Raw genomic sequence first — 15,032 nt, forward strand, 5'->3', positions numbered from 1 at the left:
TTAATATAAATACAAAACCTATTCACTCCTACTTAACCAGGCGAGCAATTTTAGCAAAAGATAAAATTTACTCGGCCAGTAGCTTACCTATAGCAGCAGCTACTTTAAAACATTTGGCAGCATTTTATTTTCTAGTCTTATACTTAAAGCAACAGCCAGTTAGAGGTTGGCGTTTACAGCTTATTTATTAGCTACGTATAAATCAGACATGATGCTAGCCGTTCTTAACAGCTGATAGGTCTTTTTTAAAGTGTTACATTCTTTATTTGTATAAATGATTTGAAATGTGGTTATACTTTTTAATTAAAGAAAATACCAACCAAGGGCCAACGAAGAAATAACGGCTTTAATTGATTACCCGCAATTATCGGCTAAATTTGTAGCCCAAGAAAAATAGAACTATGAGAGAAGAAGTAGAAGCCTGGTTCCGGACTTTTCAGGATAATTTGTGCCACGCTCTGGAAACCTGCGATGGTGGGGCATATTTTACCGAAGATGCCTGGACGAAAGAAGATGGCGGTGGTGGTGGCCGGACCCGGATTATTCAAAAAGGCCAGGTACTCGAAAAAGGCGGCGTCCTTTTCTCAGCGGTTACCGGTACTTTGTCGGAGCCGGCGGCCCGCGCCTTGTTGCTGCCGGACCCTAATTTTTTTGCCACCGGGGTATCAGTAGTGCTGCACCCCGAAAACCCGCAGGTACCCATTATTCACATGAACGTACGGTATTTTGAAGCCGGCAACGGCGAAGCATGGTTTGGCGGCGGCATTGATCTCACGCCTATTTACGTAGTGCCCGAACAAGCGGTCTATTTTCACCAAAACCTTAAAACAGCCTGCGACCAGCATCACGCCAGTTATTACCCCGATTTTAAAAAATGGGCCGACGATTATTTTTACTTGCCACACCGGCAGGAAACGCGGGGCGTAGGCGGCATATTTTTCGACCGGTTACAAGCCAATGCAACAATAAATATTCAGGAGCGGTTTGCTTTTGTAAAATCAGTTGCCGAAACGTTTGCTCCCGTTTACACCCACATTGTAAATCAGAACCGCAACTTGCCCTATACCCCGGAAGAAAAACAATGGCAATTGCTCCGCCGGGGCCGTTACGTAGAGTTTAATTTAGCTTTTGACCGGGGTACCAAGTTTGGCCTGGAAACCGGTGGCCGCACCGAATCTATCCTGATGAGTTTACCGGCGCTGGCTGCCTGGGAATATAATTTCGCGCCTGCCCCAGATTCGGCCGAAGCCCAGACTTTGGGTTATCTGAAAAAAAATATAGATTGGGTTAACTTAAAATAATTGTGCTGGAAAACCTGCAAGAACTAGACCGCAGCTTGTTTGTTGCGCTTAATGGGCACCAAAGTCCTTTTTGGGATGCCTTTATGATTACCATTTCGGAGCGGAAGTTCTGGTTTCCGTTGTATGCGTTTCTTATTTTTTACCTGATTTATACCTTCCGGCGCCGAAGTGTATTAAAATTATTAACCATTATTTTAACCATTGTAGCGGCTGATACCATCTCGGCAGCCGTAATCAAACCTCTGGTGGGGCGCTTACGGCCTTGTCACGATGCCAGTTTAGCCGAACTGATTGTGATTATTGACCGGTGCGGCGGCCAGTTTGGGTTTGTATCTTCGCACGCGGCCAACACCTTTGGTTTAGCCATGATTGCCGCCATGATTCTGGATAAGCGGTACTTCTATTTTAAATCCTTTTTATTTATCTGGGCCATTACAATTTCTTATAGCCGCATTTACCTGGGTGTTCATTACCCCGGCGATATTTTGGGCGGCGCACTATTGGGGCTTGGTTTGGGTTACCTGTTTGGCTGGTTATACCATTGGGTGGTGCAAAAATATTACCCGGTCAAAACCGAAAACAGTTAACTGGGTCTTTTTGGCTGATTGGCCCTTCCGTTCAGCGGTGTAAACAAAATCTAAAATCCTGTTTACATTATTTTACTTCGTGCGTATGCTTTTAAAGGAAATTAAAACCAGCATAAAGCTATGAGCGAATCGAAGAAAACCACCGATCAGAAAGAAATTAAAGAATGGGCCGAAAGTCACGGCGGCGTACCGGCCATTATAAAAGGAACCGACAAAAAAGGCAAAGGCGAAGGTTTATTGCGCATCCATTTTCCGGCTAAAAGCGACAACGACGACAGTTTTGAAGAAATAAGCTGGGAGGATTTCTTTAAAGAATTTGAGCACAGCAAACTGGCTTTGCTGCATGATCCCAAAAGCAATTTTAATAAACTGGTAAACCGCGACTAAATTTTTTAATTATACTATTTAGCCGGAAGAATTACTAAAAGCGCCTTACATTTTTAGTAATTCTTCCGGCTAAATTTGCTTTAATATAAAGTCTAAAAATTTTATTTTCCCAATAACCGGGCTACGTATTTCCCGATTATATCAAACTCCAGATTTACAATACTGCCGGGCTTAACAGCTTTTAGGTTGGTGTGTTCGTAAGTATACGGAATAATGGCTACCGAAAAACGATTGACCTGCGAATTTACCACCGTTAAACTAATACCGTTAACACAAATCGATCCTTTCTCGACAGTAACATGGCCGGAGCCAGGTTCATAACTAAACGTAAAAAGCCAGCTGCCATTTTGGTCTTCTACGGCAGTACAAGTAGCAATCTGGTCTACGTGCCCTTGCACCACGTGCCCATCAAAGCGGCCGTTGGCTGTCATACACCGCTCCAGGTTTACTTCGTCGTTGATTTGCAAATAATTTAAATTTGTTTTATGCAAAGTTTCCTGAATGGCCGTAACCGTGTAAGTTGTTTCCTGAATATTTACCACCGTTAAGCAAACACCGTTGTGGGCCAAACTTTGGTCTATTTTTAATTCTTTTACAAAAGGGCAGGTAAAGGTAAAATGTTTATTGGTGCCTTCTGTCTGTACTGCCAGTAGCGTACCCGCTGCTTCTATTATGCCGGTAAACATTGTCTCTTTTATTTATAATTAAAATTCAGACTCAAATGTTGAACTGTTATTTAAGCGTAAAATTAAATTAAATATTTTAGAGTAAGGGTAATAAATTAACTCCTGAAGAGGTAAGCCCCCTCCTCCTGCCGCATTTTCCGGCAATTGTAATAGCTTAATTATTATATCCGCTTAATGGGTAGTGCGCAGTTTACCTTAATCTGCTTAGAATCTTTCGGGCTAAGTTGTTAATTTCGCGCCCTGGTTTTATCTGGTTGGCCTATATATTTCGTAAAATAATGCTAGGCCCGTAAGTTAGCCAGGTTTAAAATAGTTTTATTTATTCCCGAACCATGTACACCGATAGCTACAAACACAAAGGCCAGCGCAATGCCTTGGTAAAGTTACTGCGGGCAAAAAGCATCCGCGACGAGCGGGTACTACAAGCCATTGCAGAAATACCCCGGCATTTTTTCTTCGAAAAAGCTTTTATGGAGCATGCTTACCAGGACAAAGCTTTTCCGATTGGAGAAGGCCAAACCATTTCGCAGCCTTATACGGTAGCTTACCAAACCGAACTGCTGGAGCTTAAACCCACCGATAAAGTACTGGAAATAGGTACCGGCTCGGGTTACCAATGTTGGGTGCTTTTAAAAATTACTCCCCATGTGTATACCATTGAGTATAACAAAGTATTATTTAACCGGGGCGCTCATTTTTTTAAAGCTATGAATTTGAGTCCTAAAATATTCCAGGGCGATGGCTCGCTGGGTTTGCCTGCGCACGCACCCTTCGATAAAATATTGGTTACCGCGGGGGCGCCTAATATTCCTAAAAATTTACTTTCCCAGTTAAAAGTAGGCGGTATTTTGGTTATTCCGGTAGGCGACGCTAATAACCAGAAAATGGTAAAAGTAACCCGGGTAAACGCCGACGAATTTACCCGCGAAGAACTGGATAATTTTAAATTTGTGCCATTATTGGGTAAATCCGGCTGGAATTTATAACCAACTTTATTTTAATTTTTATTCTGAAATATTTTGTTCTGATTTATTTTTTACAAAACTCATATAACGGCTGAAATTCTAAACTAATAAAATAGTTAGCCCGCCTACCTCTAATAATTTAAGCATGGGCCGCTGGAACATTGGTTTTAAGGCTTACCTTTGTTTACCGGATTTAAATACCTGCATGAAAAAACAAAAAAGTGTTAAGACCTCCTTCACTACCATGACGGAACTGGTTTTACCTAACGATACCAATACCCTAAATAATTTAATGGGTGGGCGCATGATGCATTGGCTCGATATCGTTTCGGCTATTTCGGCGCAAAAGCACTCCAACCGCATTGTGGTAACTGCCTCCGTCGACAACGTTTCCTTTAAAACCAGCATTAAATTAGGCAATGTGGTTACCATGGAAGCCCAGGTTACCCGCGCTTTCAATTCATCGATGGAAGTACACGTAAACGTATGGGCCGAAGATATTCCGTCTGGTACCCGGGTAAAATCGAACGAAGCATTTTTAACCTTTGTCGCGGTAGATCAGTCGGGCAACCCCATTGATGTGCCCGAAGCTATACCCGAAACGGAAGAAGAAATTAGTTTATACGATGGCGCCTTGCGGCGGCGGCAATTACGGTTGGTCTTGGCCGGCCGCATGAAACCCGAAGATGCCGTAGAATTAAGATCTATTTTTAAACTGGACCAACTATAAACCGTGTCGGAAACAGAATTACTTCCGTTTTACCAGCAATTTTATTCCGAGAATTTATTTATTATTCCGGAAAAAGGAACGGCTGTAAAAGCCCAGGAACCAACTCCGGTGGCTCCTAAATCAATACCGGTGCCGGTAATGCCTGATGAAGAACCGGTTAATGGTGACACCACTTCGGCTAAAAAATTTATTCTGGCCGGAGAGAACCGGCAAGGCCTGGCTTTAATTTTTTCAGTACTTCCGGCCGAATTTGAAGCGTTGCCCCGGAATAACTTTTTAACTAAAATATTAGCTGCCATTGGCCGTACGCCCGCCGACGTGGTTTATGTAAATTTACAGCCCGCTTCTAAACTAAATTTATTTGATTTATCTAAAGCTACGCAAGTAAAACAAGTAGTAGCTTTTGGTAACGGCTTATTAGATCTGGCTTCTGGATTTAAAATTAATCCCTACAAACCGGCCGGTATTGGCGATACACCGCTTTTAATTATTGATCCGCTGGAGAATATTGAAAATGATGTAAACCGCAAGAAAATGCTGTGGAGCGGCTTACAAGCCATTTTTGTAAAATAACTATGATATTGTACTATCTTTAGGTACTAAACAAAGAACTTGTTTAGTGTTTTAGAAAATAGTAGGAACCGTTGCCATTGGTGGTGTTTTCATCATACCCGTCAGGCTAAGAAATATTTTAGAATAATTCACGTTTGCTCGCGCCAGCTTGTAGCCGGTGTGTTGTTATAAAAGGAAGTTTTTTCACTTCCTGCCAGTTGAAAACTGGCCTTAACTTCTAGACACAAGTTACACTTCGCTAAACTTGTGCCAGCTCGGGGTTTTATTAAATAGTAGGAACCGCTGCCATTGGTGGTGTTATCACCTCCAATTATTTAGCTTTTGCCCGACTACTTGCCGGTAAAAACACACGTCAAGGGCAAACGGTAATACCATTGCCAAAATACAAAACAGGTTCAAATAAAAAAGCGCTTGCTATTGAGTAGCAAGCGCTTTTTTATTGCTTAACGTCAAATTTATTACTTCAGTAAAGAAGCCAGTTTTTCTTCTAATGAAGGTCCCCGCAGGTTTTTGGCAATAATTTTTCCTTCTTTATCCAGCAGCAAAGTTTGCGGAATGGCCGTTACACTATACAGCTTGGCGGCGCTACTCTCCCAGCCTTTCAGGTCCGAAACATGCGGCCAGGTAAGCTTATCGGCAGCAATGGCTTTTAACCATTTCTCCTTCGACTCATCCAGCGAAACGCCGTAAATTTCAAAACCTTTATCTTTGTACTGGTTATACATGCGCACTACGTTGGGGTTTTCCTGCCGACAAGGTCCACACCAACTCGCCCAGAAATCGATTAAAACGTATTTACCGCGCAACGACGATAAAGCCACTGAACTGCCGTCGGGAGCGGGTAAGTTTATGTCTGGTGCGGCTTGCCCCACCGCTAAATTGCGCAAAGGGCCCAGCCGTGAGCTTAAAGCTTTTGTATATTGAGAATTAGGAATTTCTTTATTAAATACCACCGACATACTATCGGCAAAAGAGAAATCTTCGTCGGGGTTTAATAAGCTAAGCGTGGCAAAAGCCGAAACAACGGATTTGGGATTATTCCGGATAAGCTGCTTAATGGCTTGGGCATTTTGCTTTTGTAAATCCATGAATTGGTTTTGCAAAACCGGTAGCGAATCGGCATGCCCGGCATTTTGCGCCGTGGCAAAACGCTGCTGCAACCTACCCGCCGCCGCCTGCATTTTATCCATCTGGGTTAAAATGCCTTTTAGTTGCGTCGATTCTTTAGAACCTTTAACGCTAAAGGTATTGCGCAAATCTTTTGCATCGCCGGCTACTTCAATCCGTTGGGTATCAATTACCAGTAACATCATGTTTTGGTCGTTCAGCGATATGCGATAAATACCCGGCTCTTCGGCCTTGCCGGTAAAAGTAAAAGTACCTTCGCTGCTCACCTGGGCGGTATCCCGCATTACAAACTGTTGCTCGCCTAATTCGCTCAGGTAAATATTGCCGGGCGTCGCGTTTTGCAGCTTTCCCTCAATGGTAAAACCATCTTGCGCCGCATCGTTCTTCGACCCGATTTTATTACAACCACTTAATACGCCAAACGTAATGGCCAGCGCCAAAAAATATTTACTACTCATTATTATACTTATTTAAATGCCCGGAGCCAACGTAATAACCAACTGTAAAAATAGAAATTTATTATTCAGGTTAGCTTTAAACTCAAGCAAACAAGGCTTTTACAAGGCTTTTAGTTTCTCCTGCAGCAATTTATTTGTGGCTTTAGGGTCGGCTTTGCCTTTGGTAAGTTTCATGATTTCGCCCATAAACATGCCCACCAAAGAAGTTTTACCGGCTTTGTACTCGGCTACTTTTTTCGGGTTGTTTTCCAACACCTGGTCAATAAAACCAGCCAAAGCGTTGTCGTCGGATTCCTGAATTAAGTTAAGTTCTTCGGCAGCAGCTAAGGCAGTTTTGTCCGGGTTCTGAATCAGGTGCGGAAAAATATTGCGCGATGCGGCCGTGTGGCTTACTTGGTTACTATCTACCAGCGAAATAATTTCGGCAATCTGGTTAGGCTGCAGCCGGAACTCCGATACGTGCAGGGCCATTTCGTTCAGGTGCGATTTTACCGGACCCATTACCCAGTTAGATGCGGCTTTGTAATTGGTGGTGTGTTCGCAAACCAGGTTAAAATATTCGGCTATTTCTTTAGTATCGGTTAAAACGTTGGCATCGTACTCGGGTAAACCAAATTCTTTCGTAAACCGGGCGTACAACTCGTGCGGCAAGCTGGGCATCTGGCTTTGGATGCGGTTTAGCCACTCATCCGAAATTACCAGCGGTGTTAAGTCTGGCTCCGGAAAATACCGGTAATCGTTCATCGATTCTTTTGAGCGCTGACCGGAGGTAAGGCCGGTATTCGCATCAAAACCCCGGGTTTCCGACTCAATAATTTCACCGGCTTCGAGCATGGCAATCTGCCGCTCAATTTCGTGGTCAATAGCGCGCTGCACATTCCGGAAAGAGTTCATGTTTTTTACCTCTACCTTGGTGCCAAATTTATCGGCACCTTTCAGCATTACCGATACGTTGGCATCGCAGCGCAGAGAGCCTTCTTCCATGTTGCCGTCGCAAATATCAAGGTAGCGCACCAGCTTTTTAATTTCTACCAAGTAAGCATAAGCCTCATCCGAATTGTGAATATCCGGCTCCGATACAATCTCAATTAAAGGTACGCCCGCCCGGTTAAAATCTACCAAAGTTTCGGTTTCGCCAGCCAGGTGCATCGATTTACCGGCATCTTCTTCCATGTGAATGCGGGTAATACCAATTTGCTTCTCGGTATCATCGGCCAGTAAAATATCTACGTGGCCTTTTTGGCAAATCGGGGTTTTATCCTGCGTAATCTGATAACCTTTTGGTAGATCGGGATAGAAATAATTTTTCCGGGCAAAAATATTCTGGCGCGTAATCTGGCAATTGGTGGCCAATCCCATTTTTATGGCATAATCTACCGCTTGTTTGTTTAGCCGCGGCAAAGTACCCGGATGCCCCAAAGTAATGGCGCTGATATTGGTGTTAGGCAAAGAACCATATTCCGTAGTATCGGCGGCAAAGGCTTTACTGTTGGTAAGTAACTGCGCGTGTACTTCTAAACCAATAATGGGTTGGTATTTGTCTAAAATTTCTTTATCCATGGGGGGATAATTTATGTTAATTTAAATAGCCTTATGTGGCTTTTGCTTTTCTGTTTTGGCCGCCGGGATATTTTTTAAAGGAGCAAGTATATCCCGACAACAATAATATATTTTTAAACGCTAACTGCTTTGGCTATTAATTCTTCGGCTTTGACCGGAATAGCGCCTAAGCCCGCCACATCTTTACCGCCCGCTGTAGCGTAAAACGGTTGCCCGCCGCCGCCGCCTTTTATTTCTTTAGCCAGTTCTTTAACCAAGGCTACTGCGTTTAAACTACCGCCGGCAGCTAAATTATCCGATAACATTACCGCTAACTGGGGTTTGCTGTCAATTTCGGCGGTTAAAACCAAAACCAAATTTTCCGGAATGGCATTCCGGATATCAAAGGCTAGTTTTTTCAGGTAATCTGCAGTGCTTACTTCGGCTTTGGCCGCAATTAAAGTAAGGTCATTTATTTTCCGGGCATTATTAATCAGGCTGTTCTTTTGCGTAGTGAGCCCTTTTAATTCAAAGCTTTCCAATTGTTTTTTTAACTGGCTGTTTTCTTCGAGCAGGCGTTCAATATTCTTGTTTAGGTTGCCTTGCTGACCTACCAGTTCTTTTACGGCGGCCAGTTGCTGCAATTGCTCCTGCACGTATTCTTCGGCCGAAATAGCGGTTAAGGCCTCGATGCGGCGCACCCCGGCAGCTACCGAGCTCTCCGATACTATTTTAAAAAATCCTATTTCGCCGGTGTTGGATACGTGAATACCGCCGCAAAGCTCCACCGAAAAATCTTTATCAAAGGTAATTACCCGCACCAAGTCGCCGTACTTTTCGCCGAACAAAGCCATGGCGCCCATAGCTTTGGCTTCGGCAATGGGTACGTGGCGCTGTTCGTTTAAAGGAATATTTTTCCGGATATGCTCGTTCACAATATTTTCTACCTCGCGCAACTGGTCGTCGGTTACTTTGGTAAAATGCGAAAAGTCGAAACGTAATAATTTTTCGTTTACCAAAGAACCCTTCTGGTTTACGTGCTCGCCCAGTACTTGCTTTAAAGCGGCGTGCAGCAAGTGCGTAGCCGAGTGGTTTTTCTGGATTAAAGCGCGGCGGGCAGTATCTACCTTACAGGTAAAAGTTGCCGCCACATCTTCGGGCAAATCGTAGGTGATATGAATAATCAGGTCGTTTTCTTTCCGGGTATCCAGTACGCGCACCTGGCTTAAAGTCGATTCTAAAAAGCCGGTGTCGCCTACCTGACCGCCGCTCTCGGCGTAAAAAGGCGTTTGGTCCAGTACCAGGTGGTACTCGGTTTTATTTTTGGTTTTTACCTGCCGGTACTTAATAATCTGGGCGCTGGCGGTAACCTGGTCGTAACCAATAAAAGTAGTTTCGGCTTCGTCGTTCAGAATTACCCAATCACTTTGCTCGGCTTGCGCTGCCTGCCGCGACCGTTTTTTTTGCTCCTGCATTTCCAGCTTAAAGCCTTCTTCATCTAAAAGCATTCCTTTTTCTTTCGCAATTAAAGCGGTTAAGTCAATAGGAAAACCAAAGGTATCATATAATTCAAAAGCAGTTTTACCTGAAATTGTTCTATAACGATTTTGCCGATTCATCCAAACTGCATACTCAGAATTTCCTGCAACTCCATCTTCTGGAAAGTCATCCCAAGGATCGTTTTTAGAAAATAATTTATATTCTTCTTCTAAATTATCCAGCCGTTTTAAGCCATTCTCTAATGTCCGCAAAAAGCTTAGTTCTTCTTCTTCAATTACCCGCACCACAAAGTTTTGCTGGGCTTTGAGTTCCGGGAAAACGGTTTGTAACTGGTCAGCTAAAACTGGTACCAATTTATGTAAAAAAGTCTTTTTAAAGTTAAGGAAAGTAAACGCATAACGCACCGCCCGCCGCAATATGCGCCGGATTACGTAACCGGCTTTGTTGTTAGAAGGCAACTGGCCATCGGCAATGGTAAAAGCAATGGCCCGAATGTGGTCGGCTAATACGCGGGTGGCAATGTCTTTCTTTTCGTCGGTGCCGTAGGTATAACCGGCTTCAGCGGAAATAAACTGGATCAGCGGCTGAAACACATCGGTATCGTAGTTCGATCTTTTTTGCTGGATGGCCATGCACAACCGCTCGAAACCCATACCGGTATCTACGTGCTGGGCCGGCAGCTTTACCAAAGAGCCGTCGGCCAGGCGGTTAAACTCCATAAATACATTGTTCCAGATTTCCACTACCTGCGGGTGGTCGTTGTTTACCAACTCGTAACCCGATTTTTGGGCAATTTCTTCTTCGGAGCGTAAATCAATGTGAATTTCGGAGCAAGGGCCGCACGGGCCGGTATCGCCCATTTCCCAGAAATTATCTTTCTTAGAACCAAACAGAATGCGGTCTTTGCCGCCTAATATTTTTTTCCAGATGTTAAAGGCATCTTCGTCGGGAGGTAAATTATCTTTTTCGTCGCCGCCAAAAACACTCACGTACAGTCTATCTTGGGGTAAGCCGTACACTTTGGTAAGCAATTCCCAAGCCCAATCCAGGGCATCTTGTTTAAAATAATCGCCAAACGACCAGTTGCCCAACATCTCGAACATGGTGTGGTGGTAGGTATCGTAACCAACCTCCTCTAAGTCGTTGTGCTTACCCGATACGCGTAAACATTTTTGCGTGTCGGCTACGCGGGCATACGGGGCGGGTTTGTTACCCAAAAAATAATCCTTAAACTGGTTCATACCCGCGTTGGTAAACATCAGGGTCGGGTCGTCTTTTACCACAATGGGTGCCGAAGGCACAACATGGTGGCCTTTGGAAGCGAAAAAGTCTAAAAATTTTTGCCGTATGTCTGCTGCAGTCATAAATACTTTTCTATCTTTAAAATACAAAATCGGCTTCTTTGGAAATCTTAAAAAATTAGCGAATTATTGTATTTTATTTAATGTAAAGGTTGCCCGTTTTCGGACTAAGGGCAAAAGTAGCATATTTTAAAATAAACTGTAATATCTGTTTAAATTAAATGCCTGCCGGTCCGAAAAATTTGCCGGCATCGCTAAATAGTTAATCTGCCAGTATGCCTTTTAAAGAACGAGAAATAGAGAAACAGTATTATAGTATTGGAGAAGTGGCCGCCATGTTTGACGTAGCGCCGTCTTTGATTAGGTTCTGGGAAACAGAATTTGAAGTGCTTAAGCCTAAAAAGAGCAAAAAAGGCAATCGTTTATTTACGCCCAAAGATATTGAAAACCTGCGCATTGTGTACCACCTGGTAAAAGAGCGTGGTTTTACCATTCAGGGTGCGCGTGAAGTTCTTAAAAACAAAGGCCCCCAAACCAAAGATAAATTTGAAGTAATTCAGTCGCTGGAGAAAGTACGTAATTTTTTGATCAGCATTAAAAACCAGTTAGACTAAAGGAAAGTATCTTTCGGAAGGATATTTGCGTATGGTTTAGGCACAAACCAAAAATAATTAGGTTTATGCGGCCAGACCTGAGCTATTCAGTTATAAATTTTTATTTATTAAAGTTACGGCATGGGTAAGGAGTCGCGGCTTTACGAGGTGGCGATTAATTTATTGCCGGGCATTGGCGGTACCCTTACCCGCCATCTGGTAAGCTATTGTGGTTCGGCGCAACAGGTATTTTCTACGCCACCCGGCAAACTCCTTAAAATTCCGGGTATTGGGCAAACCCACGTAAAAAATATTATAAGTAAAAATTATTTAACCCAGGCCGAGGCCATTCTGAAACAAGCCGAAAAAGAAGAAGCCCAAATCCTGTTTTATACCCAGCCCGATTTTCCTACTCGTTTAAAACAAATTGCCGATGCTCCTCCGCTGCTTTACTACCGGGGTACGGCCAATTTAAATCATGCCAAAATAATAAGTATAGTGGGTACCCGCCAATGTACCCCGTACGGCAAAGAAGTAACCGAAAAAATTGTACAGGACCTGGCCAAGCACAATGTATTAATATTAAGCGGACTTGCTTACGGCATAGATATAACGGCTCACCGGGCGGCTATACAGGCCAACTTACCAACTGTGGGCGTAATGGCCAGCGGTTTAGATATTATTTATCCGGCGGTGCACCGGAAAATAGCCGAAAAAATGATACAAAACGGTGGCTTGCTCACCGAAAATCCGTTTGGCACCAAACCCGATGCACCCCGTTTTCCGGCCCGCAACCGGATTATTGCCGGTTTAGCCGATGCCACCATTGTAGTGGAAGCCGCCATAAAAGGCGGGGCCCTGATTACCGCCGACATTGCGCACAGCTATAATAAAGATGTAATGGCCGTGCCGGGCAATATTAATGCACCGGTTTCGGAAGGTTGCAATATGCTCATTAAAACGAACAAAGCAGCCATGTACACAAACCTCCGCGATTTAGAAGAACTCCTGAACTGGGATTTGGAAAACATGGGCGTGGGGCGCAGTCTTTCTTTATTCTCTCAAAATAAATACCCCGAAAGTGATTTTTCGCCGGAAGAATACCGCATTATTCAGGTGCTGCAGGAAACCAACGAAGAAGTCATTGACAATATTTGCTGGAAAGCCCGGGTAGCCATTAGCCAAGTTGCCTCCCTCCTGTTAGGCCTGGAATTTAAAGGTGTTATTAAAGCTTTACCCGGGAAAAAATACCAGTTGTTGTAAGATTTTAGGTTTTATGTGGTACATTTTACGTTATAAGTAGTGGGTTTTAATTCTCCTCGGCCTATCCTGTTCCCTGATAGACCGAAAATATTGCTGGGAATTATACCTGCCTTTGATAAGTAAATTTATTAACTTGCCTAATTTCACGACTTCTAACCGGGCGAATATTTGGGTTAGTTACGATTTATCTTCCAATCTATACGGCCGAGTAAAATTTTTGTAATGCCTGTCTATTTAATGTATAATATTATGAGGAAGTTTGCAGTAGATATATATTCTTAAGAAGATATAGTTAAGTTAACCATAATCTAAAGGAAATGATAGTAGAGATAATAGATGAAAAAAGAAAATTATACTATAAAGCTGTTAATGGCTCAATGGTATTATTTACTTTAATCTGGATGTTTATCTTTATTGGAAATTACATTTCAGAAATTGCTCAGTTCACTCTTTTAGATTGTATATTAACTTATTTACTATTAGGCAGTATTTTACCACTTCTATCCGGTTTAGCTAGCGCAATTGCACTTTATCTTATAGGAAACACTTTTGTTGAAGTTGGTGAAACTAATAAAGTTACTTTGATTCTTAACATGAATGAATATGATTATAAAGTAGACCAGTTTAGATTACTACCTTATTCAGGTAATTTTTTAGAATTAGACAATGAAAATTTAAAGTTTGAAATTTCAGCACAGCAAGTAGAAGAAATTACGTCGGTATACTCGAGCGATAGGTTTAGAATAAAGTTTCAGAGGCAGAGAACAAGCATGCTCATAGAACCACCTAAACATATGTTCAATAATTTAATATTTACTTTATGGGCAATGTCATAAAATTTTAGATAACATTTAAAGCATACCAAAGCGTGCCTTAGCCAAGTATGTTATAAAAGATTTGCTCAGTAAAAAAGATTCCGGCCATTCTTTACATCAGCTAGAGATTCAGAAATATATTCTGATAGAAAATTTGGCACAAGGGCTATCCAATGCAGCTATTGGCCTGATTTCTTCCTCTGCCGCTGGAGTAAAAAAACAAAAATATTAAAAATGGCCAGAGGCCGAAGAAAGTGCAACTGCTATATAACTTTACTTTAATCTCGGAAAAAGAATTTAATCTTGGCCCCAACAACCGGGGCTTTCAGTACAACGATGGCTTTTTCGATACCTTAATTATCCGCAAAAAGAAAATCCAATTCCTGACCGACCATCTCGACCGGATGCGCCGGGCCATGCAGGCGCTGGGGTTAAAAGCGTTGCCGCAATTATTAGCGGCTGACGTTTTAGAAAAAGCAATCCTAAATTTAGCGTCCCAAAATAATATTACGGCTGAAACCATCCGGATAAAAATAAATATCTGGCGAAAATCCGGTGGCTTGTTTACCCCGGAAACTGACGAGGCCGAAATATTAATTACAGTGCAGCCGCAAAATGCTTATCCGGCCATTATACAAAAAGCAGGCTTTTACCACGACATCCCGAACCGCCTTACGCCGCTTTCTTTTTTTAAAGGGCCGTATGCCTTGCATTATGTGCAGGCAGGTATCGCCAAAAAAAAGGCCTTCCTCGACGAAATTATTTTGCTCGATGAAAAAGGTAATGTGTCGGAAAGTTCAGTGGCGAATATTTTTTGGGTAAAAGATAACCAGTTATTTACCCCGACTTTAGAAACCGGCTGTATTGCCGGCATTATGCGTTTGAATATTTTACGAATTGCCCAACAGCTAAATATGCCGGTGCAGGAAGGCTTTTTTAAACCCACCGATTTAAACTCCGCCGAAGTAATATTTACCTCAAACGTAACGGGCTTACGTTTTCTTCAGGAAATTAATGGTCGGCCATATGCCACCGGGCACCCGCTTATTACGGCTATTCAGGATTTATTGCCCCACTAACCCTCTTTCCCGGTAAATTGCGGGCAAGCTAAATTTATTTTGATTTTGGCTGTTCCTTAAAAGATTAATTTCTAAATAAAATATTCTTTCTTTACAACGTTATTACCGGCAAAGGCAAAACAAGATT

General features: G+C 42.7%; 14 protein-coding genes. 10 read left to right on the forward strand and 4 right to left on the reverse strand.

The genetic code is table 11. From position 1 onward, the window contains the following. Positions 1-401: 401 nt before the first annotated feature. The 3 genes from hemF (at position 402) to ACO1R6_RS22930 (ending at position 2,275) form a co-directional block, all read left to right on the forward strand. The gene (gene hemF / locus ACO1R6_RS22920) at positions 402-1,301 is read left to right on the forward strand and encodes an oxygen-dependent coproporphyrinogen oxidase (protein ID WP_486267704.1); all 900 of its coding nucleotides are present in this window, start codon (positions 402-404) and stop codon (positions 1,299-1,301) included. A gap of 2 nt (positions 1,302-1,303) precedes the next feature. Beyond that, positions 1,304-1,888 (forward strand): phosphatase PAP2 family protein, encoded by a 585-nt coding sequence (locus tag ACO1R6_RS22925; RefSeq protein ID WP_486267706.1) that lies wholly within the window; start codon positions 1,304-1,306, stop codon positions 1,886-1,888. Between the two features lie 120 nt (positions 1,889-2,008). After that, complete coding sequence (locus tag ACO1R6_RS22930) at positions 2,009-2,275, forward strand: hypothetical protein (RefSeq protein WP_486267708.1); 267 nt, start codon at positions 2,009-2,011, stop codon at positions 2,273-2,275. 101 nt (positions 2,276-2,376) lie between these two features. Here ACO1R6_RS22930 and ACO1R6_RS22935 read toward each other — a convergent pair whose 3' ends face one another. Beyond that, on the reverse strand, positions 2,377-2,961 hold the full coding sequence (locus ACO1R6_RS22935) for a riboflavin synthase (protein ID WP_486267710.1): 585 nt from the start codon (positions 2,959-2,961) through the stop codon (positions 2,377-2,379). Between the two features lie 332 nt (positions 2,962-3,293). Between ACO1R6_RS22935 and ACO1R6_RS22940 the strand changes: the two genes are divergently transcribed. The 3 genes from ACO1R6_RS22940 (at position 3,294) to ACO1R6_RS22950 (ending at position 5,229) form a co-directional block, all read left to right on the forward strand. Further along, positions 3,294-3,947, forward strand: coding sequence for a protein-L-isoaspartate(D-aspartate) O-methyltransferase (locus ACO1R6_RS22940; RefSeq protein ID WP_486267712.1), 654 nt, complete (start codon positions 3,294-3,296; stop codon positions 3,945-3,947). Positions 3,948-4,131: 184 nt separating this feature from the next. Continuing rightward, entirely contained in the window at positions 4,132-4,656 is a 525-nt protein-coding gene (locus ACO1R6_RS22945) for an acyl-CoA thioesterase (protein WP_486267714.1), read from the forward strand. A 3-nt stretch (positions 4,657-4,659) separates the two neighbouring features. Continuing rightward, positions 4,660-5,229, forward strand: coding sequence for a hypothetical protein (locus ACO1R6_RS22950; RefSeq protein ID WP_486267716.1), 570 nt, complete (start codon positions 4,660-4,662; stop codon positions 5,227-5,229). A gap of 458 nt (positions 5,230-5,687) precedes the next feature. Here ACO1R6_RS22950 and ACO1R6_RS22955 read toward each other — a convergent pair whose 3' ends face one another. The 3 genes from ACO1R6_RS22955 to alaS all read right to left on the reverse strand — a co-directional run bounded on the left by ACO1R6_RS22955 (position 5,688) and on the right by alaS (position 11,218). Further along, positions 5,688-6,815, reverse strand: coding sequence for a redoxin domain-containing protein (locus ACO1R6_RS22955; protein ID WP_486267718.1), 1,128 nt, complete (start codon positions 6,813-6,815; stop codon positions 5,688-5,690). Between the two features lie 99 nt (positions 6,816-6,914). Continuing rightward, complete coding sequence (gene gatB / locus ACO1R6_RS22960; protein ID WP_486267720.1) at positions 6,915-8,375, reverse strand: Asp-tRNA(Asn)/Glu-tRNA(Gln) amidotransferase subunit GatB; 1,461 nt, start codon at positions 8,373-8,375, stop codon at positions 6,915-6,917. 113 nt (positions 8,376-8,488) lie between these two features. Continuing rightward, positions 8,489-11,218 (reverse strand): alanine--tRNA ligase, encoded by a 2,730-nt coding sequence (gene alaS / locus ACO1R6_RS22965; protein ID WP_486267722.1) that lies wholly within the window; start codon positions 11,216-11,218, stop codon positions 8,489-8,491. A gap of 212 nt (positions 11,219-11,430) precedes the next feature. On the opposite strand from alaS, the gene ACO1R6_RS22970 reads away from it, so the two are divergent. From ACO1R6_RS22970 to ACO1R6_RS22985, 4 genes are all read left to right on the forward strand, one after another. Next, positions 11,431-11,769 carry a MerR family transcriptional regulator gene (locus ACO1R6_RS22970; protein ID WP_486267724.1) on the forward strand — a complete coding sequence of 113 codons (339 nt, stop codon included), beginning with the start codon at positions 11,431-11,433 and terminating at the stop codon, positions 11,767-11,769. Between the two features lie 120 nt (positions 11,770-11,889). After that, positions 11,890-13,011 carry a DNA-processing protein DprA gene (gene dprA, locus ACO1R6_RS22975; protein ID WP_486267726.1) on the forward strand — a complete coding sequence of 374 codons (1,122 nt, stop codon included), beginning with the start codon at positions 11,890-11,892 and terminating at the stop codon, positions 13,009-13,011. A 317-nt stretch (positions 13,012-13,328) separates the two neighbouring features. Then, positions 13,329-13,847, forward strand: coding sequence for a hypothetical protein (locus ACO1R6_RS22980; protein WP_486267728.1), 519 nt, complete (start codon positions 13,329-13,331; stop codon positions 13,845-13,847). A gap of 233 nt (positions 13,848-14,080) precedes the next feature. After that, a complete protein-coding gene (locus tag ACO1R6_RS22985; RefSeq protein ID WP_486267730.1) occupies positions 14,081-14,905 on the forward strand; it encodes an aminotransferase class IV in 825 nt (274 codons plus the stop codon). Positions 14,906-15,032: the final 127 nt, after the last annotated feature.

The sequence above is a fragment of the Adhaeribacter sp. genome (assembly GCF_057359045.1).